Here is a 22,239-nt window from a genome sequence, read left to right as displayed (position 1 = left end):
GACACCACGCGCGGGACTACTGTGGAGCGGTCATGGATCTCCTTCCCGCCATCCTCGTGCTGACCGCGCTCCTCGTGGTCACCGTGGGCATCGGTCTGACCCTGCGGTGGCGGCAGAACCGGCCGCGCCCCTTCGACCCCCGCGAGATCGTCGAACCCACCCGTCTCGGGGCCGAACGCCTCGGCGAGACCGCGACGCTGCTGCAGTTCAGCACCGAGATGTGCAGCCGGTGCCCCGGCGTCCACCGCACGCTGCGCGAGATCGCCGACGACCGCGACGGCGTCCTGCACCTGAACGTCGACCTCACGCACCGCGTCGACATCGCTCAGCACTTCCACGTCCTGCAGACCCCGACGACCCTCATCCTCGACAAGGACGGCATGGTCCGTTCCCGGTTCGGCGGAGTTCCGGGTCGCCAGGTCGTCGAGATGGAATTGGACCGCGTGACGACGGGAGCCGACCGTGGCTGAGGTGCGAGGGATCGATCCCCGGGGGCCGCGCTTCGCGGCATCCATCACCGCTGTGCTGCTGCTCATCGCGACGTTGCTCGCCCTGCTCGGTGGCTCGACGGCCCACACCGACGCGGGGTTCGGCTGGCTGAGCCCGCTCGGCGGCGGCATGTTCATCGTCCCCATGCAGGGATGGGTGCTTCCCTTCACCCCCGTGGGCATGCGGGTCCTGGATCCCGGCTTCCTCGCCGTGCTCGTCATCGCCCTCCTGTTCCTCTGGGGCGTCGTCTCGCCGCGCACCGCGCCGTGGAGCGTGCTCTATCGCCGTGCGATCCAGCCGCGCCTCGCTCCCCCGACCGACCTCGAAGACCCGCGCCCGCCGCGCTTCGCGCAGGGCGTCGGCCTGTTCGTCACGACCATCGGCCTCGTGCTCCACGCGCTCGGCGTTCCGCTCGCCCTGCCGATCTCGGGGGCGTTGGCGTTCATGGCCGCATTCCTCAACGCGGTGTCCGGCCTGTGCCTCGGATGCCAGTTGTGGCTCCTCCTGCAGCGCGTCGGTCTCGTCGGCCGCACCGCCTGAGTCCCCTCCCCCTCCTCGTCAAGACGTATCGCCCGCTGATCCGCGAGGCATATGCTCGGCAGCGATTCGTCACGACCACGACAGAGGAGACACCATGAGCGTCACGAGCGAAGCCACCACCAGCTGGAAGGGCACCCTGTTCGAAGGGTCGGGCGAGGTCGCCCTCGAGAGCTCCAACCAGGGCCCGCTTCCCGTGAACTGGAAGGCCCGCAGCGAGGGATCGACGTCGGTGACGACGCCCGAGGAGCTCATCGCAGCAGCCCACTCGTCGTGCTTCAGCATGGCTCTCTCCAACGCCCTGGCCGAATACGGCACTCCCCCTGAGAGCGTCGAGACGACGGCATCCGTCACCTTCATCCCGGGGACCGGCATCACGGGCTCGCACCTGAACGTCAGCGCATCCGTCCCCGGCCTCTCGGCCGAGGACTTCGACCGCATCGCGAACGAGGCGAAGACCGGATGCCCCGTCTCGGCAGCCCTGTCGGGCATCGAGATCACGCTCGAGGCGACGCTTGCCTGAGCGCCGCGTCGTCGTCTCGGGCGCGTCGGGCTTGATCGGACGCGCCCTCATCGACTCCCTCGTCGCCGACGGCTACGCCGTCACGCGGCTCGTCCGCCACCCGGCCCAGGGCCCCGACGAGGTCACCTGGTCGCCCGGTGAGAAGCCGCTCGATCCTCAGGTGCTCGCAGGCGCAGAAGCTGTCGTCAACTTCAACGGCGCGACCATCGGACGTTTCCCTTGGACGGCCTCGTACAAGAAGCAGCTCGTCTGGTCGCGCCTGCGCCCGACGCAGACGCTCGCCCGCGCACTCCGGGAGCTCGGCGAGGATGCGCCTCTGTTCGTCAGCTCGTCGGCGTCGGGGTACTACCCGCCCGACGGACACGGGCGCACGTTCGACGAGACCGGTCCGCGCGGCGACGCATTCCTTTCCGAGCTCTGCGGCGAGTGGGAGGCTGCCGCCGTCGCGTCGGGCGCTCGTACGGCGCTCCTGCGCACCGCCCCGGTCGTGCACCGCGACGGCGTCCTCAAGCCGCTGCTGCTGCTCACGAAGCTCGGACTGTCGGGACCGCTCGGACGCGGAACCCAGGTCTGGCCGTGGATCTCGCTCGATGACGAGATCCGCGGCATCCGTCACGTCATGGACCACAGCATCACGGGACCCGTCAACCTGACCGGGCCGGAGCGGGCCACGGCGAACGACCTCGGCTTCGCGCTCGCGCGTCGCTTGAACCGGCCGTACCTGCTCCGGGCGCCCCTCTGGGCCATCCGACTGGTCCTGGGGAAGGATGCCGTCGACGCGCTTCTCGCCACCGACTCGCACGTCGTGCCCGCGGTGCTCCTCGAGTCCAGGTTCGAGTTCCACCACCCGACCGTCGAGGACGCGGTGGCCGCGGCGGTCTGAGGACTCAGCGGCGCCGTTCGGCGCGCTCGTGCGAGATCGCGGTGCGGATCGCGCCGCGGGCGCGCCGGCGGTCGCCCGCTCCGTCGTAGAGGAGCCCGAGCCGGTACCAGGCGCGCCAATCCGTGGGGTTCGCCTCGACGGCGTCGCGGTAGGCGGGGAAGAGGGCGTCCACCTCGGCCTGGACGGGCCTGCCGCTGGGCCGGAGCGCGAGCTCCTCGGCGGGCAGGGCGCCCTCCGCCGCGAGCCGTCGCCCCAGCCGCTCCGCGCCCGCGCCGAAGCTCAGCTCGCGCCACAACGCCCAGACGGCGACGACGGGAAGCAGCACGAGCGCGACGCCCATCGCGATGCCCACGGCGTCGCCGCTCGTGAACAGCAGCACGGCTCGCTGTGCGACGAGAGCGATGTACAGGACGAGGACGACGGCGACGATCCCGACGCCGATACGCGTCCTCATCGGGTGGTCGCCGCCGCAGCCTGATCCGAGGCGTCCCCGTCCGCGACGGGCGCCGTACGGGCGGGCTGCGGCATCCGGATCCCGATGTCGATCATCGAATCGAGCCCGAGGACGAGGCCCGATGCGTCGCGAGCCGCAGCGAGGGCAACCCGGATGCCGGGGGCGTACGCCGCGGCCGGGTCGATCGTGTCGTGGACGATCGTGAGGGACTCCCCCGGCCCCGACAGGATCGTCTCCTGCCGTGCCACGACACCCGGCCGGCGCAGGGAGTGCACGGGGACGCTCGCGATCTGCTGCCCGCGGGCGCGCTGATCGACGTGCGGAGCCTCGACCGGGCCGGCCTCGGAGCGTGCGGCGGCGATCAGCTCCGCGGTGCGGACGGCGGTGCCGCTGGGCGAATCGACCTTGGTCTCACGGTGCGTCTCGACGATCTCGATCGACGGGAAGAACGGGGCGGATGCCGCCGCGAGAGCGGACCCGATGACGGAGCCGAGCGAGAAGTTCGGGATGAAGACCGCGCCGGTGCCCGCGGCATCCACGAGGGGACGGACGAGGGCGATGCGCTCGGCGGACCAGCCGGAGGTACCGACGAGGATGTTCTTGCCCCGTTCGATCGCCGCGCGGACGACATCGATCGACACGGCCGGCGTCGAGGCGTCGACGACGAGGTCGGCGGCGTCGATCTCGGCGAGATCGCTCGAGGAGCCGAGGACAGCGACGGTCTCGAAGCCGTCGGTCGCCGCGATGACCTCAGCGATGATGCTGCCGAGCTTGCCGGTCCCGCCCACGAGGGCCACACGCGTCGTCATGTCTCCAGCCTAGGCGGGCAGGAACCCGGCGACCGTGTCCCACGCGAGCTTCACGACCAGGAGTCCGAGGACGACGAGGAACACCACGCGGACGAAGCCGTTGCCCCCGCGGGTGGCCATCCGGGCGCCGATGAAGCCGCCGGTGATGTTCGCGCAGGCCATGACGAGACCGAGCGCCAGGATGATCTCGCCGTGGACGCCGTAGACGATCAGCGCGGCGAGGTTGGTGGTGAGGTTGGCGATCTTCGCATTGACGCTCGCCTGCAGGAAGCCGAACCCGAGGACCCCGACGAGGAGGATGACGAAGAACGACCCGGTGCCGGGACCGAGGATGCCGTCGTAGAACCCCACGCCGAGCCCGATGACCCCCGAGCGCCACACGACCGCGACGCGCTCGGCGTGCCGCGGCTCGTGGTGCAGGCCCATCTTCGGGCGGAGGAGCGTGTAAACGCCCACCGCGACGACCGCCACCAGGACGACCGGCGTGAGCACCTCGCGGGGGACGTACCTCGAGAGCGCGGCGCCCACCGCCGAGCCGCCGAAGGCCCCGAGGACGAGCGGGATCAGGAGGACGAGATGGACCTTCACCCGTCGGAGGTACACCCAGCTCGCCGACAGCGTCCCGAAGAACGAGCTCAGCTTGTTGGTTCCGAGGATGAACGGGGTGGCGACGTCCTCGGGCACGCCGATGACGAGGGCCGGCAGCTGGATGAGGCCGCCCCCGCCCACGACGGCGTCGACCCACCCGGCCACCCCTGCCGCGACCACGAGGAACAGCAGCGCGCTCGCGGAGACGGGGAGCCAGTCGGCGAGGAGAGGACCGGTCAGCACCTCACACCGAGAGGATGTCGGGAAGGCCCGTCCGGAGCTCCACCGGGAGGTGTGCGAGGTCGTTGTGGGCCACAAGGGACCACGGCCGCCCGGGACGCTGAGCGAGCACGGTGAGACCGCAGTGCGCCTGGTTGATCGTCAGCCAGCGCCATTCCGGAGCCTGCAGCACCTCTCGGACGAACCAGGCGATGACGAAGTTGTGGGTGATGAGCAGCTCGTGCGCGTTGGGGCGGTGAGCGAGGAACTCCGCCCCGGCATCCGCCATCTGCGCCGCGCCCGCGTCTGCCTCGGCCTCGGTCACTCCCCCGAAGAACGGCTCGTAGACGTTCGGTGTGTCGGGCGTCATCCCGCTCGGCACGCAGTCGAACAGCAGGGCGGTCGGCTCGGGGTCGACGGCGGGGAGCCGCTCCGAGACGGCCCGTGCCGTCTCGGCGGCGCGCAACAGCGGCGAGTGCCAGACGGCGGTCAGCGGAACGCCCGACAGGCGGTCCGCGAGGAGGTCCGCCTGTCGCCGACCGCGCGGCGAGAGCGGTCCGTCGGCGAGTCCGTGCTCCGCGTCGAGGTGTTCGCCGTGCCGCACCAGGTACAGATAGTGCGTCACGTGGTCGCTCGCTTCATCGTGGTTCCCCCGGGTCCCCGGACGTTCCCGGGGTAGCTCCAAGCCTAACCGAGGCTCAGTCGGTGGCCTTGGCGATCTCGGCGAGGTGCGCGCGGCTGAGATGCACGCCGACGCCCTGGACGAGCTCCTCGACGTGAGCGACCGCATAGGCGTTGACGATCGGTGCGGCGACGACACGCTGCGCGAGCAGCCAGGCGATCGCGACCGCCGCGGGCGGAACGGCGAGCTCCGCCGCGATGCGGTCGAGGGCGCGCAGCGTGCGGGCGCCGCGACGGTTCATGCTGGCGGCCAGCTGCCGCCCCCGGACCGAGCCGCCGACCCGGTCGCGAGCCCGGTGCACGCCGGAGAGGTAGCCGTGCTCCAACGCCTGCGAGGGCGTCACAGCGATGCCCTGGGCGCCGGCGACGAGACGGAGGTCGCCGTCGAACTCGTCGCGACGGAGCACGTTGTACGGGACGTCGAGCACCGTGAACCGGGGATACCCCGCGGCCGAGAGGATGCGGGCCTCGACGAGCTGGGCGGCGCGGTAGCCCGCAGCACCGATCGCACGCACCTTGCCGGTGTCCACGAGCCATTCCGCCGTGGCGAGGGTGTCTTCGAGGAGCGTCGTGCGGTCGGCGGTGCCGTCGAGCGAGAGGACGTCGATCCGGTCGGTGCCGAGACGGGTGAGGGATGCCTCGACCGCGCGCACGAGGTTGACGGACCCGAGTCCGGGGTTGTCGGCACCGCGGCCGACCTTGACCGTGAGGACGAGATCGTCGCGGTTGCGGCGCGCGGCCATCCAGCGACCGATCGCATGCTCGCTGCGGCCGGCGGCGTAGCTGTCGGAGGTGTGGACGGCGTTGCCACCCCGTTCGACGTATCGGTCGAGAATCGCGTGCGCCGCGGCGAGGTCCACGTGCCAGCCGAACTCCGCACCGCCGAGGACGAGCGGGAACACCGAGAACCCGGTCTCGCCGAGCGGAACGCGGATGTTGCGGCCGACCGGCGCACCGTGCACGGGGAGCGGACCGGAGGGGTGGATGCCGGGCACGACCGTCGGCGACGCCTGATCCGCCGTCTCGAACGCTGCCATACCCGTCTCCTTGCGGAGCGCTCGGGGGTTCGCGTGCCCACGCATCCTCCGATGCGCTCTCTCCGAGGGTAGAACAGCCCTCAGACCCGACGCGGACGCGCGCGAGACAACGGGTGACGTTTCCATAACGGTTCGATCCCACCGGATCGACTGAGCGTCCCGACACGACGAACGCCCGCCCTCCGAAGAGGACGGGCGTTCGCCAGAGCGTGGCTCAGGCCTCGGCGGGCGCCTCGGCCGCCGCGTCGCCGGCCGGAGCCGACTCCTCGACGACGGGCTCGAGCGAGAGCTTGCCGCGGTCATCGATCTTCGTGATGCGCACGAGGATCTTCTGTCCGACACCGAGCACGTCCTCGACGTTCTCGACGCGCTTTCCGCCGGCGAGCTTGCGGACCTCGCTGACGTGCAGCAGGCCGTCCTTGCCCGGCAGGAGCGAGACGAACGCACCGAAGGTCGCGATCTTGACGACCGTGCCCAGGAACTGCTCGCCGACCTCGGGGTTGGTCGGGTTGGCGATCGCGTTGACCTGCGCACGGGCGGCCTCTGCCGAGGGTCCGTCGACAGCGCCGATGTACACGGTGCCGTCGTCCTCGATCGAGATCTGCGCGCCGGTCTCGTCCTGGATCGCGTTGATCGTCTTGCCCTTGGGGCCGATCAGCTCGCCGATCTTGTCGACGGGGATCTGGACGCTGATGACGCGGGGCGCGGTGGGCGCCATCTCGTCGGGAGCGTCGATCGCCGAGTTCAGGACGTTCAGGATCGTGAGGCGAGCCTCCTTGGCCTGGGTCAGCGCGGCCGCGAGCACCGACGACGGGATGCCGTCGAGCTTCGTGTCGAGCTGGATAGCCGTGATGAACTCGCTCGTTCCGGCGACCTTGAAGTCCATGTCGCCGAGAGCGTCTTCGGCGCCGAGGATGTCGGTCAGCGCGGCGTAGCGCGTCTGGCCGTCGACCTCGTCGGAGACGAGACCCATGGCGATACCGGCGACGGGGGCGCGCAGCGGCACACCCGCGTTCAGCAGCGACAGGGTCGAGGCGCAGACCGAGCCCATCGACGTCGAGCCGTTGGAGCTCAGCGCCTCGGAGACCTGACGGATCGCGTACGGGAACTCCTCGCGGCTGGGCAGCACCGGCACGAGGGCGCGCTCGGCGAGGAAGCCGTGCCCGATCTCGCGACGCTTCGGGCTGCCGACACGGCCGGTCTCACCGGTCGAGTAGGGCGGGAAGTTGTAGTGGTGCATGTAGCGCTTGCTCGTCGTGGGCGACAGCGAGTCGATCTGCTGCTCCATCTTGAGCATGTTCAGCGTGGTGACGCCCATGATCTGGGTCTCGCCGCGCTGGAAGACCGCCGAGCCGTGAACGCGCGGGATGACCTGCACCTCGGCGTCGAGCGGGCGGATGTCGGCGAGCCCACGACCGTCCATACGGACACCCTCGGAGAGGATGCGGCCGCGAACGACGATCTTGGTGACCGACTTGTACGCCGCAGCGAACTCGATCGGCGCACCGGCGGGGAGCTGCTCGGCCTCGACGGCGGCGATCAGCTCGGCCTTGACGCGGTCCTTGACCTTGTCATCGGCTGCCTGACGCTCCTGCTTGTCGGCGATCTGGTAGACGTTCACCAGGTCGTCGTAGGCGCGGCCGGCGACGAAGTCGTAGACCTCGGAGCTGTACGGGGCGAAGACCGGGTAGACGCCGGGCTCGCGCGACGAGGAGGCAGCCATCTGAGCCTGCGCCTCGACGAGCTGCTTGAGGAACGGCTTCGCGGCCTCGAGGCCGCCGGCGACGATCTCTTCGCTCGGCTTGACGGCGCCACCCTTGATGAGGTTCCAGCTGTTCTCGGTGGCTTCGGCCTCGACCATCATGATCGCGACGTCGCCGTCGGGCAGGACGCGACCGGCGACCATCAGATCGAAGACGGCCTCTTCCACCTGAGCCTGGTTCGGGAACGCGACCCACTGGTCGGCGTGCTCGCCGTGGCCGGGGATGAGCGCGAGGCGCACACCGGCGATCGGACCCGAGAAGGGCAGACCGGAGATCTGCGTCGACGCGGAGGCCGCGTTGATCGCAAGGGCGTCGTAGTACTCGCCGGGTGCGATCGAGAGGACCGTGACGACGATCTGGACCTCGTTGCGCAGGCCGTCGACGAACGACGGACGCAGCGGCCGGTCGATGAGGCGGCAGACGAGGATCGCCTCGGTGGAGGGGCGGCCCTCGCGACGGAAGAACGAACCGGGGATCTTGCCCGCGGCGTACGAACGCTCTTCGACGTCGACGGTCAGCGGGAAGAAGTCGAAGCCCTCACGGGGGTGCTTGCCGGCGCTGGTGGCCGACAGGAGCATGGTTTCTTCGTCGAGGTAAGCGGCAACGGCGCCCTGCGCCTGCTGTGCCAGTCGTCCGGTCTCGAACCGGACGGTGCGGGTGCCGAAACGGCCGTTGTCGAGAACGGCTTCGGCGGCGGTGATTTCTGGACCTTCCAAGAGGTCTCTCCTTCTTTGTTTAGACTCGCACGCGCGTTTCGCGCACGAGATCGTGCGAAGGAGCAGGAACAGGCAGTTATGGGCGCGCGGAGACATCCGCGAAGTCCGCCTGCGCTGGCCACCAGTCGAAGACCACCATCCACCGGAACGGGATGGGAATCCACCACAGGGGACCAGCTTCCTGCCGGGCCTGCTCCATGAGCTCACTGTGAAGTTGAGCGGATGCCGCGAACAGAACCGCGGACAACCCGAGCCAGCCTATCAGCGCACCCCCTTCGGTGCGTATCGTGGCGGGATGAGCGACGACGAGAAGACCGCGGACGCGGCATCCGATGACATGAAGCGGAAATTCCGCGAGGCGCTCGAGAAGAAGAACTCGCGCACCCGGCAGGGCGAGGCCCACCTGGACGGCGACTCGGCCGTGCACGGCACGCACGGTGCGGTCACCAAGCGCGAGTTCCGACGCAAGAGCGGCTGAGCACGACACGACGAAGGCCCGGATGCCGAGTGGCGTCCGGGCCTTCGTCGTGACAGTCGCGTGTCAGCTGCCGAGATCGGCGCGGCGCGCGCGGGCCCGCTCCTCCTTGGCCTCCGCCTCGGCGAGCGCGGCGTCGTTGAGTCCTGAGGTATCGACGGCACCGGTGTCATCCGAGACGCCGTGGGCGGTCAACGTCGCCTCGTCGAATGGGCGACGCCCGGCGAGGACGGCCGCCACCTGCTCGCGGTCGATCTGCTTGGTCCACGTTCCGATGAGGAGGGTGGCGACGGCGTTGCCGGTGAAGTTCGTCAGCGCCCGCCCCTCGGACATGAACCGGTCGATCCCGACGATGACGCCGACGCCGTCGACCAGGTCGGGACGGTAGGCCTGCAGGCCGCCGGCGAGGGTCGCGAGACCCGCGCCCGTGACGCCCGCGGCGCCCTTGGAGGCGATGATCATGAAGACGAGGAGTCCGATCTGCTCGGGGATGGACATCGGGGCGCCGAGCCCGGTCGCGATGAACAGCGAGGCCATCGTCAGGTAGATCGCGGTGCCGTCGAGGTTGAACGAGTAGCCGGTGGGCACTGTGATGCCGACGACCGGCTTGGAGACGCCGAGGTGCTCCATCTTGGCGATGAGGCGCGGTAGGGCCGACTCGCTCGAGGACGTGCCGACGATGAGGAGGTACTCGCGCCCGAGGTACTTCATGACCTGGAAGATGTTGACCCGGGCGACGGCGTAGAGCATCGTGCCGAGCACACCCACGATGAAGACGATGCACGTGATGTAGAAGGCGATCATCAGGATGCCGAGGCTCACGATCGCCGCGAACCCGGTCTTGCCGACGACGGCGGCGATGGCGCCGAACGCACCGATCGGGGCGAGCCAGAGGATCATGCCCAGGATGCGGAAGACGAGGGCCTGGAGGTTCTTGACCGCATTCATGATGGGCTCGGCCTTCGCGCCCATCTTCTGCAGGGCGAAGCCGACCAGCAGCGCGATGAAGAGGACCTGCAGCACGCTCTCGCCGGTGAAGGCGGAGAAGAACGTGGTCGGGATGATGCCGAGGATGAACTCGGTCGTCGTCTTCGCCTCGCTCGTGTCGCCCGCGTCGTACTGGGCGTTCTGCATGTTCAGGCCCTCACCCGGGTGGATGATGTTGCCGACGACGAGACCGATCGCGAGGGCGAAGGTCGACATGGCCATGAAGTACAGCAGGGCGAGGCCGCCGATGCGACCGACCGTGGCTGCCTTCGCGATCGACCCGACACCGACGACGATCGTGCAGAAGATGATCGGCGCGATCATCATCTTGATGAGGTTGACGAACGCCTTGCCGACCGGTTCGAGGGACTCTCCGAAGGCGGGCCAGATCAGACCGACGACGCAGCCGAGGACGACGGCGATGATGACGGAGACGTAGAGCCATGTGTGCTTGTCCCACGCCTGCTTGCCCCGGCGCGGGTTGTATCCGGGGAGCCGGAACGAAGATGTGAGGGCCATGATCTCTCCTGGGTGACAGTCGTTGTCGGAGTCGACGGCGGTGTCGACGAGGATCAGCGTGCCGCGTGTGCACGCGCCCGAGCAGTTGTGGTCGTATTGGTCGCAGATCGACGAGAGGAGGCGATGTGGCCCGATCAGGCGCAGCGAGCGCGGCATCCCGCGTGTTCCTCGCCGTCGCCGCGGCCGTCGTGATCCTGTCGCTGGCGATCGCGGGGATCCTTCTGTGGGAGGGGCAGCGCGCCGCCCGCGCCGAGGCGGAGCGTGTCACCCGCGCCGTCGCCGAGACGATCGCCGACAGCACCGGGGTCGCCGATACCCTCGCGCGCGGAGACCGCGCCGCGGCGACGCGTCTCCTGCAGCCGGAGGTCGAGGCGGTCACGAAGGACGCCGGCGTCGATTTCGTCACGATCATGGACCCGGCCGGCATCCGCATCACCCATCCGGACCCGGCTCGCATCGGCAAGACGTACATCGGGACGATCCCGACCGGGACGGCCACGCTCACGGAGGAGTTCACCGGCACGCTCGGACCGTCGGTCCGCACGATCGTGCCCGTCCAGTCCGACGGCGTCGTGGTCGGACGGGTCTCGGTCGGCGTCACGATCGGCTCGATCACCGAGGCGCTCGGCCCGCGCATCCTCGTCGCCGTCGCCATCGCCGTCCTCCTCGCGGCGGCGGGACTCGCCGGCGCGGTCTACGCCCGCCGGGTGACCCGTCGGGTCGCGGGCGACCTGCCCGCCGGGGCCGTCCGCGACGCCGTCTCGTCCTACGAGTCGATGCGAACGCTCGGCGACGCGCTCCGGGCGCAGACCCACGAGCACGGGAACCGCCTGCACACGGCCATCGCCCTGCTCGAACTCGGACGCACGCGCGAAGCGATCGACATCCTCTCCGAGGACGCGCGGCAGAGTCAGCTCCTCGTCGACCAGGTCGCGGCGCGCCGTGAGGGCGATCCGACCGTCGGTGCGCTCCTGCTCGGCAAGGCGTCGCAGGCGGCCGAGCGCGGCGTCGAGTGGCGCGCCCGCATCGACGCCGACGCTCCGCGCTCGGTCCTCTCCCCCGTCGACGCGGTCTCGGTCGTCGGCAATCTCATCGACAACGCGCTGGATGCCGCGGCATCCGCTCCCCCGCCGCGGTGGGTCGACGTGCAGATGACGCGCACGACCGAGGACGAGCTCGCCCTCGAGGTCGCCGACAGCGGAGCCGGGATCCCCGCTGACATCGCGGACCGCATCTTCGAGCACGGGTTCTCGACGAAGCCCGCAGGCAAGGCCGGAAGAGGCGTCGGGCTCGCCCTCGTCCGCGCGATCGTCGACGAGGCCGAGGGCACGATCTCCCTGCATTCCGACCCGACGACCTTCCGCGTGATCCTCCCCCGGGGTGACGCATGATCGGCGTCATGCTCGTCGACGACGACGCTCTGACCCTCGAACTGCACCGCGGCTACGTCGAGCGGCTCGACGGCTTCGAGGTCGTCGCGGAGTGCACGGGCGCGCGCGCCGCCGTCTCCGCGCTCCTGGGCAGCCCCGGTGCGGGCGAGATCGATCTGGTCCTCCTCGACATGACGATGCCCGACGGCTCCGGTCTCGACGTCCTCCGCCACCTGCGGGCGCGCACCGGCACCGTCGACGTGATCGCCATCACCTCGGTCAGGGATTCCGAGGTCGTCCGTCAGGTGATCGCCCTCGGCGCCGCGCAGTACCTCGTGAAACCGTTCACCTTCAGCGACTTCCGCGACCGCATGATGCAATACCTGCGGTTCCGCGAGCGACTCTCGCTCGCCGCGGGGACAGCGACCCAGGCCGAGATCGATGCGATGGTGGGCGCCCTCCGCACCTCACCGACCCCCACCCTTCCGAAGGGGCTGTCCGCGGAGACGCTGGACAGGGTGAGCGCGCTCCTGCGGTCCGGACCCGCATCCGCGAGAGAGGCCGCCGACAGCCTCGGGATGTCGCGGGTCGCCGCGCGACGCTACCTCGAACACCTCGCCGAGGCGGGGCGCGCCGAGCGTGCGCAGCGCTACGGGACTCCCGGCCGCCCTGAGGCGGAGTACCGCTGGGTGCGCTGACCGCCCGCTACCGGCGGACGTCCGCGTGTCCCGTGGGGCGCCCGACGACGACGTAGTCGGGCAGCTTCGCGGAGCGGCCGTCGCCTGCCGTCCGTCCCCGCAGCCGACGCCACATCCACGGGAGGGCATCGCGGCGCAACCAGGTGCCGGAGGACGGCGGGTCCTCATCGACGTGGAACGCCTCGTCGAGGTCGGCGAGAGCGTCGGCGTGGGGCACGCCGAGCGCCTCGGCAGCGCGGTAGGCGACGGAGCGGTGCCCGCGGGAACGCAGGTGCACCTTGTCGTCCGCCCAGACGTCGACCCTCGCGAGATCGACGTCCGCAGCGAGATCGAGAAGGGTTGCCCCGGTGCGGGCGGCGACCGCACGCAGTCGGGCGTTGTAGACCGCGAACCGCCGCGTGAACACGCGTGCGGCCAGGCGGTCGGGCAGGAAGATCGTGGCCAGCAGCACGTCGCACCCGGCGCTCCGGAGCCGCGTGACGGCACCCTCCACCTCAGCCGCGAGGGAGAGGGGGTCGCACACCGGCTGCACGAGATCGTTGGCTCCGATGAGGATCGAGACGAGGTCCGGACGCAGCTCCAGGCATCGCGGCAGCTGCTCGTCGACCAGGTGGGAGACCCGTTGGCTGCGGACCGCCAGATTCGCGTAGCGGAACGGCCGGGTAGCCCCGCCGCTCAGTGCGAGCAGGTGCGCCAGCCGGTCCGCCCAGCCGCGGAACGACCCCACCGGCATCCGGGAGGTGTCGCACAGACCCTCGGTGATCGAGTCCCCGAGCGCGACGTAGCGGGACCATCGACGCGCAGGTGCGGGTCGGGCGACCGTGTCCGGACGGGGCCATGCGACGACGCGACGCCCGGCATCCCGTCGATGGAGGATTGCGGCCCGGTCGTAGTGCTCGAGCAGGCGCTCGGCGAGCGCGTCCCACGTGCGTCCGGCGACCGCGGTCCGCGCGGCGTGGGCGAAGGCGTGGCGCTTCGCATCGTCGCCCGCGAGGTCCACGACACGAGCGCGCAGGTCGTCGGCGTCCCCGGGACGGTACAGCCATCCGTCGACGCTGCTGCGGACGAGGTCGACCGGGCCGCCGGTCCCCGTCGCGACCACGGGGACCCCGCTGGCCTGCGCCTCCTGGATGGTCTGCCCGAACGTCTCGCTCTCACCGGGGTGCACGAAGACGTCGAACGACGCCAGGGCCGTCGCGAGCGCGTCCCCGTCGAGGTGTCCGAGGAAGACGGCTTCCGGGAGAAGCCGCTCCAGCGATGACCGCGCAGGGCCGTCGCCGACGATGACGAGACGGATGCCGGGGGTCCCCCGGAGCGCGATCAGATCCTCCACCTGCTTCTCGGGGGCGAGCCGACCAACGTACCCGACGATCACCTCGCCGGGGGCGATGCGGGCACGCCAGGCCTCGTCGCGTCGCTCGGGGGTGAACCGCTGCCCGTCGACGCCGCGCCCCCACAGGCCGACGCGGTCGACCCCGAGCGCCGCGAGCTGGACGCGCGCGGCCTCGGAGGGGGCGAGGGTGAGAGTGGCCCTCCGGTGCAGCCGGCGCACCTGCGCCTCGGCGAGCGCGGTGGCCTGCGGGACGCCGTACCGCCCCGCATAGGCGATGACGTCGGTCTGATACACGGCGACGCTCGGCAGACGCTGCGACTCGGCGGCGATGACGCCCTGCCACCCCAGCAGGAAGGGCGAGGCGAGATGGACGACGTCGGCATCGAAGCGTGCGAGGTCGCGCGCGATCGAGGCCGCGGGCGGGACCGCGAGCCGCACAGCGGGGTATTTCGGGAGCGGGATCGACGCGACGGCGCGGCCCGGCATCCCGAGGTCGTACCGCCTGACCCCGGGGGCGACCACGAACACGTCGTGCCCGCGGCGCTGGAGGTGCTCCCGGATCTGGAGGACGGATCCGGTGACCCCGTTCATGTGCGGGAGGAATGACTCGGTGACGACCGCGACTCTCACACGACCAGGGTGCCCGCGCGCACGGGGCGGGACAGGGCTCAGACCGCCGGATCGCGGACTGTTCATCCACCTCTCGTCTCGCCGTCACCGGAGCGTTCCCCGCCGGCTTCGCGTTCGCGCGGCGTTCACATCGCACTGGTACGCAGGGGCCGTGATCGGCGATCTCCTCACGAGCGTGGCCTCGAGTCCTTGGGCGCTCCCCGCGCTGTTCGCCCTCGTCTTCGCCGACGCAGTGCTCGTCATCGTCCCCGGCGAGGTGGCGGTGACAGCGACGGGGGCGCTCGCCGCCGCGACGGGCAGTCCCCCGCTCGTCGCCGTCGTCATCGTCGCCGCCGTCGCCGCCTTCTGCGGGGACGCACTCTGCTACGGCATCGGCAGGGTCGCAGGCGTGGACAGATGGCGGTGGATGCGGCATCCCCGCGTCCGCTCAGCTTTCGCGTGGGCCGGCGCCCGACTCGCCCAAGGCACGGCGACGGTCGTCTTCACGGCGCGATTCATCCCATTCGCCCGACTCGCGGTCAACCTCACGGCGGGCGCCACCCGGGTACCGCCCGGTCGCTACGTCGTGGCGGTCGCCGTCGCGGCGACGGCGTGGGCCGTCTACCAGGCCGTCATCGGCGCCGCGATCGGCACGCTGCTGCCGGACAACCCGATCGTCGCCGTCATCGCCTCGATCGTCGTCGCGATCGCGCTCGGACTCGTGATCGACGTGGCGGCGGCCCGGCTCGCGGGCCGCCGCACGCGATGAACGACTATTCGCCCGAGAGGCCGCCCCAGCAGGTGACCGAAGGATCCGCCCTTGCCGAGGTAGGACTCGGGGTCGAAGGGGTCGAGCGCCTCCTCCGCGGGGCGCCGGGTGACGGCATCCCCCAGTTCCCGTGCACCGCGCTCGATCCGTGCGGACAGGGGCGACACGTCGTCGGCACGGGCGCCCCAGTCCGACGACGCGGCGAACACGCCCGTCGAGACGGCCTCGGCGTGCAGGTAGGCGAACAGCGGTCGGATCGCGTAGTCGATGGCGAGCGAATGACGGGCCGTGCCCGCGTTCGCTCCGATCAGCACGGGCTTGCCCTGCAGGGCGTCGGGGTCGAGCACGTCGATGAACGACTTGAACAGCCCCGAGTAGCTCGTCGAGAAGATCGGCGTCACGACGATCAGCGCATCCGCCGAGACCACCGTGTTGATCATGGTCTCGAGCGCGGGCGGCGCGAAGCCGGTCAGCAGGTTGTTCGTGATGTCGTGCGCGTACTCGCGCAGTTCGAAGGTGTCGACGGATGCCTCCACCCCCCGCTCGCGCAGGTCCGCCAGCACGGCGGCGGAGAGCTTGTCGGCCAGCATTCGCGTCGACGAGGGGTTCGACAGCCCCGCCGACACGACCGCGATGCGGCGGGCGCTCATCGTGCACCACCCAGACCGAACGCGGCGCCGACGGGCGTCGGGGTGTCCTGGTAGGGACTCGGACCCGACAGGTTGTCGCCGCGGTTGGCGCGGGGACGCGCCTCGCGCACCGGTCCGTCGCCGTACGTCGCCGCGACCCGCGCCGCGTGCGTGGGCGCGTCGGGGACGATCGCCGGGCGGTCCTTCGCGAGCTCCTTGCGGAGGACGGGGACGACCTCGCCGCCCAGGAAGTCGAGCTGCTCGAGGACCATTTTGAGTGGAAGCCCGGCGTGGTCGACGAGGAACAGCTGCCGCTGGAAGTCGCCGAACAGGTCGCGCATCCCGGCGTAGCGGTCGATGACCTGCTGCGGCGAGCCGACGGTCAGCGGCGTCATCGCGGAGAAGTCCTCCATCGACGGACCGTGACCGTAGACAGGGGCGTTGTCGAAGTACGGGCGGAACTGCGCGACGGCGTCCTGCGAGTTCTTCGCCATGAACGCCTGCCCGCCGATCCCGACGATCGCCGTCTCGGGGGCGCCGTGGCCGTAGTGCTCCCAGCGCTGGCGGTACAGACCGATGAGGCGCTGGTAGTGCTCGGCGGGCCAGAAGATGTTGTTCGCGAAGAAGCCGTCACCGTAGTAGGCCGCCTGCTCGGCGATCTCGGGCGTGCGGATCGAACCGTGCCAGACGAACGGCGCCACTCCGTCGAGCGGACGCGGCGTCGAGGTGAAGCCCTGCAGCGGGGTGCGGAACTTGCCCTCGAAGTCGACGACGTCCTCGCGCCACAGCTTGTGCAGCAGCGCGTAGTTCTCGATCGCGAGAGGCACACCCTGACGGATGTCCTTGCCGAACCAGGGGTAGACGGGTCCGGTGTTGCCGCGGCCGAGCATGAGGTCCATGCGCCCGCCCGACAGGTGCTGCAGCATCGCATAGTCCTCGGCGATCTTCACCGGGTCGTTGGTCGTGATGAGCGTCGTCGAGGTCGAGAGGATGAGGCGCTCGGTCTGCGCGGCGATGTACGCGAGCGTCGTCGTCGGCGAGGACGACCAGAACGGCGGGTTGTGGTGCTCCCCGATCGCGAACACGTCGAGGCCGACCTCTTCAGCGTGCTTGGCGATCTCGACGGTCGCCGAGATGCGCTCACGCTCGCTGGGCGTGTGACCCGTGGTCGGGTCCTGCGTGATGTCGGTGACGGTGAAGATGCCGAACTGCACCCCGGGCCAGCTGGCGGTGCTGTTGGTGTCGCTCACGATGTCTCTCTCGATTCCCGGACGGATCGCGTCCGATTCATGCAAGTGAATATACCGGAGTCAACGTCTCAGCGTCCACGTTATTCCCGCAGGTACGCTGGCCCGAATGAGCACCCCCGGCCGCACCCGCCGCGTGCCCATCTGGGACAACGCCCGGGCCGCCTGCATCCTTCTCGTCGTCCTCGGGCACGCGATCCAGCGCCTGACCTACGACTCCGACATCGCGCAGAGCCTCTACTACCTGATCTACGCGTTCCACATGCCGGCGTTCGCGCTGATCTCCGGGTACTTCTCGAGGTCCGATCCGCCGAACCGGCGCCGGATGGTCCGCATCCTCACCGACATCGTGCTCCCCTACGTCATCTTCGACGGGCTCTGGACCCTCACGAAGCTGCTCGTCGAAGGACGCACCAACCCCAACCTCACGCAGCCGTCGTGGACGCTGTGGTTCCTGCTCGCCCTCGCGATCTTCCGACTCGTGCTTCCCTACCTCGCGCTGCTCAGGATGCCGCTGCTCTGGGCGTTCGTCGTGTCGATCTCGGTCGGCTACCTCCCGAACGTCGACTCCACACTCTCCCTGTCGCGGACCCTCGGCTTGCTGCCCTTCTTCACCCTCGGCTGGTGGCTGCATCACCACGGCTTCCTGGAGCGGCACGGATTCCTTCACCGCCGACGCGTCTCGCTCCGGATCGCCGCCGTCGCCGTCCTGGCCGCGGCGGGCATCTGCGCGTGGCTCTTCGTCGACGAGCTCACGACCATGCACCTCGGACAGTGGCTCTTCTACGAACAGGACTACGCCGATCTCGGCGGGACGCAGTGGTGGGCCGGCGGCATCCGCCTGCTGCTCATGGCCATCGCGCTCGTGCTCAGCGCATCGTTCTTCGCCCTCGTCCCCCGACGGGAGTACCGCTGGACGGCGATCGGGCGTTACACGATGTACGTGTACCTGCTGCACTCGTTCGTGCTCTACCCGCTGCGCGAATCGGGGATCCTCCGGGGCCTCGACCCGACCTGGCTGTGGCTTCCCCTCGTCGCACTCCTGTCCGCGGCGATCACGGTCGGGCTCGCGTCGAAACCGGTTCGCCGCGTCTTCCGACCGCTCGTCGAACCGCGTCCGGGGTGGCTCTTCGCCGATCCCGACCTGGTCCACCTCGGCGCGACGCGCACCGACCCGACCGGGTCGCGGCGTCCTCAGACGCCGACGCCGGCAGGGTCGTAGGCCAGCCCGAAGGCCGCCGCGACGCCCTCGTTGGTCACACGCCCGCCACGCACGTTGAGCCCCTTCGCGAGCGCAGGATCGGCGGCCGCCGCGGCATCCCAGCCGCGGTCGGCGAGTGCCGTCACGTAAGGGAGGGTCGCATTCGTCAGAGCACGCGTCGACGTTTCGGGAACCGCCCCGGGCATGTTCGCGACGCAGTAGTAGACCGCATCGTGAACGGCGAACGTCGGGTCGTCATGGGTCGTGGGCCTCGATCCCTCGAAGCACCCGCCCTGATCGATGGCGATGTCGACGAGTACCGCCCCCGCCTTCATCCCCGCAACCATGTCGAGCGTCACGAGCTTCGGCGCCGCCGCTCCCGGGATGAGGACCGATCCGATCACGAGATCGGCGGATGCCACCTGCTCGGCGATCTCGAAGCGGGTGGACGCCCGGGTGTGAAGGCCCGTGTAGCGCTTCTCCAGTTCACGCAGCCGCGGCAGCGACACATCCAGGACGGTGACGTCCGCGCCCATGCCGAGCGCGTTGGCCGCAGCATGCTCCCCGGCGACGCCGCCGCCGATCACGACGGCCTTCGCCTTCGGCGTGCCTGCGACGCCACCGAGCAGCGTACCGCGGCCACCGGCCGCGCTCATGAGCGTGTGAGCGCCGACCGTGATGGAGATGCGCCCCGCCACCTCGCTCATCGGCGACAGGAGCGGAAGGGCGCGGTCGGCGGTCTGCACGGTCTCGTAGGCCACGGCCGTGGTCCCCGCGGCGATGAGGGCGTCGGTCAGCGGCCGATCCGCAGCCAGGTGGAGGTACGCGAACAGCGTGAGATCGTCACGGAGGTGGGGGTACTCCGCTGCGATCGGCTCCTTCACCTTCACGACGAGCTCGGCCCTCCCCCACGTCGATTCCGCATCGGGGGTGATGACGGCACCGGCCGCGGCGAACGCGTCATCTCCGATGCGCGAGCCTGCACCGGCGCCGGACTGCACGAGCACCTCGTGACCGCGCGCCACGAGTGCGTCGACCCCCGCGGGGGTGATGGCCACGCGGTTCTCGTTGTTCTTGATTTCCGTAGGGATGCCGATGCGCATGGCGTCACGCTCCTCGTCAGCGAGTGATGTGCGAATCATCCTGCAGAAGATTCGTTACAGCCGGGTGACAGTCGAAGATCATTCGGTGAAAATGGATTCACACTCCCGAATCGAGGAAGAATGACCGCAACCCCGCTCGATGCGACGAAGAATCATCGGCCGGCGGCTGACCTCGACGAGGTCGATCGGGCCATCGTCGAGGCCCTGGCCGCGGAGGCGCGGCTCACGAACGCCGAGGTCGCCGCCCGGGTCGGCGTCGCGGCATCCACCGCCCACGCGCGCACCCGCGCGCTCGTGGACCGCGGCGTGATCACCGGCTTCCATGCGAGCGTGGACCAGCGGATCGCCGGCGCGGGCCTGCAGGCCATCGTCCATGTGACCCTGCGCCCCGGCTCCCGGCATGAGAGCATCACCGAGTTCGCGCACGAGGTGCGCGGCCTGCCGCAGGTGATCCAGATGTTCTTCCTCGGCGGGTCCGACGACTTCCTCATCCATATCGCCGTCGCGGATTCCAGCGATGTCCGTGCCTTCGTCGTCGAGCACCTCTCGGCGCAGCGCAGCGTCGCGAACACGCGCACGAGCATCATCTTCGACTACCACCGCAACCGCGTCGCCGCCCCGTTCCACTGAGTCGGTAACCGCTTGAAACAAAGCGCCGACCACCTGAAACCTCTGCTTATCCTCGGACCATGTCCGCGCAGAGTCTCCCCGTCCTCGACCTCTCCCTCCTCGATCAGGGAGCGGATGCCGCAGAGGCGTTCCGCACCGAGCTGCGCCGCGCGACCCACGAGGTCGGCTTCTTCTACCTCACCGGCACCGGCGTCTCCCCCGAGCTGGAAGATCGCCTCCACCGCGCCGCGCGCACCTTCTTCGAGCTGCCCGATGAAGCCAAGCTCGAGATCGAGAACATCAAGAGCCCCCACTTCCGCGGCTACACACGCATCGGCGGCGAACGCACGCAGGGTCTCGTGGACTGGCGCGAGCAGATCGACATCGGCCCCGAGCGTCCGGCGATCGACGATCCCGACGCTCCTCCCTATGCCGCCCTCGTCGGACCCAACCTGTGGCCGAGCGCCCAGCCCGAGCTCCGCGAGATCACCGACGAGTGGACCGCGATCCTCTCCGCCGTGGGACGAAAGCTCCTCCGCGCCTGGGCGGAGGCTCTCGGCGCACCGGCGACGTACTTCGACGATCACTTCGGCGAGGCGCAGACTCTGCTGAAGATCGTCCGCTACCCGGGGTCCAGCGCCCCCGAGCCCCAGCAGGGCGTCGGAGCGCACAAGGACGCCGGCGTCCTCACGCTGCTGTGGGTCGAGCCGGGCAAGGGCGGCCTGCAGGTCGAGAAGGACGGCGAATGGGTCGACGCCCCCGCCGTGCCCGGTACGTTCGTCGTCAACATCGGCGAGCTCCTCGAACACGCGACCGGCGGCTACCTCACGGCCACGAACCACCGGGTCGTGTCGCCGCGCGCCCCCGGGGACCGCATCTCGGTGCCGTTCTTCTTCAACCCGTCGCTCGATGCGGAACTCCCCGCTATCGAGCTGCCCGCCGAGCTCGCGGCGCAGGCCCGCGGGATCTCCCAGGACCCCCGCAACCCGATTCACGGCCTCCACGGCGAGAACGCGCTGAAGTCCCGACTGCGGGCCCACCCGGACGTCGCCGAGATCTGGCACCCCCACCTCGTCACGGCGCGCGTCTGAGTCGCGCGCCCCGCCGGGAACGATGAAGGCCGCCCCACACCGTGGGGCGGCCTTCTCAAGAATGTTCTGCGCGATTGAACGCTGGCAGCGATGCCTTATCGACGGAGGCCGAGGCGCTCGATGAGCGAGCGGTAACGGTTGATGTCGACGTCCTGGAGGTAGCCCAGGAGACGGCGGCGCTGACCGACGAGCAGGAACAGACCACGACGCGAGTGGTGGTCGTGCTTGTGCTCCTTGAGGTGCTCGGTGAGGTCCTTGATGCGCTGCGTCAGCATCGCGACCTGCACCTCGGGGGATCCGGTGTCACCGGGGTGCGTCGCGTACTCTTCGATGATCGCCTTCTTGACGTCTGCTTCCAGTGCCATAGGTGATCCCCTTCCTCTTCGTTGCGCGGCGCCCGACGCCTGATGCGTGGGCTCTCTTTATCCGCGGCCGATCGAACGGCAACCACAGGAGTCTACAGGACGACGCGGCCGCGGACGACCGGGGGCCTGGCCGCCGAAGCGACCAGGCCCTCGTGTGCGATGCGTCTCAGCCGACGGCGAGCAGATCGATGATGAAGATCAGCGTCTTGCCGCCGAGGAAGTGGCCGCCGGCCGGGCCGTAGGCCAGGTGCGGCGGGATGACGAGCTCACGCCGTCCGCCGACCTTCATCCCGGGGATGCCGTCCTGCCAGCCCTGGATGAGGCCGCGGAGGGGGAACTGGATGCTCTCGCCGCGGTTCCACGACGAGTCGAACTCCTCGCCGGAGACGTACTCGACGCCGACGTAGTGGACGGTGACGGTGTCGCCGGGCTTCGCCTCGGCGCCGTCGCCCTCGATCAGGTCGCGGACGACGAGGTCGGAGGGAGCGGCTCCCTGGGGAGCGTCGATCTCGGGCTTGGTGCGGTCTGCAGTCAT

Annotated in this window: 23 protein-coding genes and 1 pseudogene; 11 read left to right on the top strand and 13 right to left on the bottom strand. The window is 70.0% G+C overall.

All coding sequences use genetic code 11. The annotated features are described in order from the left end of the window. Positions 1–32: 32 nt before the first annotated feature. The 4 genes from QE428_RS09730 (at position 33) to QE428_RS09715 (ending at position 2,432) form a co-directional block, all read left to right on the top strand. On the top strand, positions 33–470 hold the full coding sequence (locus QE428_RS09730; protein ID WP_091352384.1) for a thioredoxin family protein: 438 nt from the start codon (positions 33–35) through the stop codon (positions 468–470). Continuing rightward, positions 463–1,029 carry a DUF4395 domain-containing protein gene (locus QE428_RS09725; protein WP_307468563.1) on the top strand — a complete coding sequence of 189 codons (567 nt, stop codon included), beginning with the start codon at positions 463–465 and terminating at the stop codon, positions 1,027–1,029. Before QE428_RS09730 ends, QE428_RS09725 begins: the two co-directional genes overlap by 8 nt. A 94-nt stretch (positions 1,030–1,123) precedes the next feature. Continuing rightward, positions 1,124–1,549: an OsmC family peroxiredoxin gene (locus QE428_RS09720; RefSeq protein ID WP_307468560.1), complete on the top strand. Its 426-nt coding sequence runs from the start codon at positions 1,124–1,126 to the stop codon at positions 1,547–1,549. Continuing rightward, a complete protein-coding gene (locus QE428_RS09715) occupies positions 1,542–2,432 on the top strand; it encodes a TIGR01777 family oxidoreductase (RefSeq protein ID WP_307468558.1) in 891 nt (296 codons plus the stop codon). The genes QE428_RS09720 and QE428_RS09715 overlap by 8 nt, the downstream gene beginning before the upstream one ends. Before the next feature lie 4 nt (positions 2,433–2,436). Here the strand turns inward: QE428_RS09715 and QE428_RS09710 are convergent, their stop codons facing one another. The 6 genes from QE428_RS09710 to QE428_RS09685 all read right to left on the bottom strand — a co-directional run bounded on the left by QE428_RS09710 (position 2,437) and on the right by QE428_RS09685 (position 8,699). Then, complete coding sequence (locus tag QE428_RS09710) at positions 2,437–2,886, bottom strand: tetratricopeptide repeat protein (RefSeq protein WP_307468556.1); 450 nt, start codon at positions 2,884–2,886, stop codon at positions 2,437–2,439. Then, positions 2,883–3,695, bottom strand: a complete 813-nt coding sequence (gene dapB / locus QE428_RS09705) for a 4-hydroxy-tetrahydrodipicolinate reductase (RefSeq protein WP_307468554.1) — start codon at positions 3,693–3,695, stop codon at positions 2,883–2,885. Before dapB ends, QE428_RS09710 begins: the two co-directional genes overlap by 4 nt. Before the next feature lie 9 nt (positions 3,696–3,704). Then, positions 3,705–4,526, bottom strand: coding sequence for a TSUP family transporter (locus tag QE428_RS09700; RefSeq protein ID WP_307468552.1), 822 nt, complete (start codon positions 4,524–4,526; stop codon positions 3,705–3,707). Between the two features lies 1 nt (position 4,527). Continuing rightward, positions 4,528–5,127 (bottom strand): histidine phosphatase family protein, encoded by a 600-nt coding sequence (locus QE428_RS09695; RefSeq protein WP_091352354.1) that lies wholly within the window; start codon positions 5,125–5,127, stop codon positions 4,528–4,530. Between the two features lie 73 nt (positions 5,128–5,200). Continuing rightward, complete coding sequence (locus tag QE428_RS09690) at positions 5,201–6,220, bottom strand: aldo/keto reductase (protein ID WP_091352350.1); 1,020 nt, start codon at positions 6,218–6,220, stop codon at positions 5,201–5,203. 214 nt (positions 6,221–6,434) lie between these two features. Beyond that, positions 6,435–8,699, bottom strand: a complete 2,265-nt coding sequence (locus QE428_RS09685; RefSeq protein ID WP_091352346.1) for a polyribonucleotide nucleotidyltransferase — start codon at positions 8,697–8,699, stop codon at positions 6,435–6,437. A gap of 295 nt (positions 8,700–8,994) precedes the next feature. On the opposite strand from QE428_RS09685, the gene QE428_RS09680 reads away from it, so the two are divergent. Next, a complete protein-coding gene (locus QE428_RS09680; RefSeq protein ID WP_091352343.1) occupies positions 8,995–9,177 on the top strand; it encodes a DUF5302 domain-containing protein in 183 nt (60 codons plus the stop codon). 63 nt (positions 9,178–9,240) lie between these two features. Here QE428_RS09680 and QE428_RS09675 read toward each other — a convergent pair whose 3' ends face one another. Further along, positions 9,241–10,680 carry a cation:dicarboxylate symporter family transporter gene (locus QE428_RS09675; RefSeq protein ID WP_091352339.1) on the bottom strand — a complete coding sequence of 480 codons (1,440 nt, stop codon included), beginning with the start codon at positions 10,678–10,680 and terminating at the stop codon, positions 9,241–9,243. Positions 10,681–10,805: 125 nt separating this feature from the next. Between QE428_RS09675 and QE428_RS09670 the strand changes: the two genes are divergently transcribed. Then, positions 10,806–12,071: an ATP-binding protein gene (locus QE428_RS09670; RefSeq protein ID WP_307468546.1), complete on the top strand. Its 1,266-nt coding sequence runs from the start codon at positions 10,806–10,808 to the stop codon at positions 12,069–12,071. Then, the gene (locus tag QE428_RS09665) at positions 12,068–12,748 is read left to right on the top strand and encodes a response regulator (RefSeq protein ID WP_091352332.1); all 681 of its coding nucleotides are present in this window, start codon (positions 12,068–12,070) and stop codon (positions 12,746–12,748) included. The genes QE428_RS09670 and QE428_RS09665 overlap by 4 nt, the downstream gene beginning before the upstream one ends. A gap of 7 nt (positions 12,749–12,755) precedes the next feature. On the opposite strand, the gene QE428_RS09660 is transcribed toward QE428_RS09665, so the two are convergent. Further along, on the bottom strand, positions 12,756–14,711 hold the full coding sequence (locus tag QE428_RS09660; RefSeq protein ID WP_307468543.1) for a GDSL-type esterase/lipase family protein: 1,956 nt from the start codon (positions 14,709–14,711) through the stop codon (positions 12,756–12,758). Between the two features lie 151 nt (positions 14,712–14,862). On the opposite strand from QE428_RS09660, the gene QE428_RS09655 reads away from it, so the two are divergent. Continuing rightward, positions 14,863–15,459, top strand: a complete 597-nt coding sequence (locus tag QE428_RS09655) for a DedA family protein (protein WP_307468541.1) — start codon at positions 14,863–14,865, stop codon at positions 15,457–15,459. Between the two features lie 23 nt (positions 15,460–15,482). On the opposite strand, the pseudogene QE428_RS09650 reads toward QE428_RS09655, so the two are convergent. Then, positions 15,483–16,109 (bottom strand): annotated as a pseudogene (locus tag QE428_RS09650) (FMN reductase); the annotation flags it as partial. Next, entirely contained in the window at positions 16,106–17,302 is a 1,197-nt protein-coding gene (locus QE428_RS09645) for an LLM class flavin-dependent oxidoreductase (protein ID WP_373457719.1), read from the bottom strand. The gene QE428_RS09645 and the pseudogene QE428_RS09650, both read right to left, overlap by 4 nt. Before the next feature lie 142 nt (positions 17,303–17,444). Between QE428_RS09645 and QE428_RS09640 the strand changes: the two genes are divergently transcribed. Further along, positions 17,445–18,557: an acyltransferase family protein gene (locus tag QE428_RS09640; RefSeq protein ID WP_307468536.1), complete on the top strand. Its 1,113-nt coding sequence runs from the start codon at positions 17,445–17,447 to the stop codon at positions 18,555–18,557. On the opposite strand, the gene ald is transcribed toward QE428_RS09640, so the two are convergent. Then, positions 18,530–19,639 (bottom strand): alanine dehydrogenase, encoded by a 1,110-nt coding sequence (ald, locus tag QE428_RS09635; protein ID WP_307470710.1) that lies wholly within the window; start codon positions 19,637–19,639, stop codon positions 18,530–18,532. The genes QE428_RS09640 and ald overlap by 28 nt on opposite strands. A 120-nt stretch (positions 19,640–19,759) precedes the next feature. On the opposite strand from ald, the gene QE428_RS09630 reads away from it, so the two are divergent. Continuing rightward, on the top strand, positions 19,760–20,269 hold the full coding sequence (locus tag QE428_RS09630) for an Lrp/AsnC family transcriptional regulator (RefSeq protein WP_091352317.1): 510 nt from the start codon (positions 19,760–19,762) through the stop codon (positions 20,267–20,269). Between the two features lie 59 nt (positions 20,270–20,328). Further along, positions 20,329–21,339, top strand: coding sequence for an isopenicillin N synthase family oxygenase (locus QE428_RS09625; protein ID WP_091352313.1), 1,011 nt, complete (start codon positions 20,329–20,331; stop codon positions 21,337–21,339). Positions 21,340–21,434: 95 nt separating this feature from the next. On the opposite strand, the gene rpsO is transcribed toward QE428_RS09625, so the two are convergent. Together rpsO and QE428_RS09615 are read right to left on the bottom strand one after the other, a co-directional pair. Further along, on the bottom strand, positions 21,435–21,704 hold the full coding sequence (gene rpsO / locus QE428_RS09620) for a 30S ribosomal protein S15 (RefSeq protein ID WP_018187174.1): 270 nt from the start codon (positions 21,702–21,704) through the stop codon (positions 21,435–21,437). Between the two features lie 166 nt (positions 21,705–21,870). Further along, positions 21,871–22,239 carry an FKBP-type peptidyl-prolyl cis-trans isomerase gene (locus QE428_RS09615; protein ID WP_091352309.1) on the bottom strand — a complete coding sequence of 123 codons (369 nt, stop codon included), beginning with the start codon at positions 22,237–22,239 and terminating at the stop codon, positions 21,871–21,873.

It is taken from the genome of Microbacterium sp. SORGH_AS_0505 (assembly GCF_030818715.1).
Taxonomy (GTDB): Bacteria; Actinomycetota; Actinomycetes; order Actinomycetales; family Microbacteriaceae; genus Microbacterium.
Note: the sequence above shows the minus strand (reverse complement) of the source record. Positions and strands in the feature narration are given on the sequence as shown.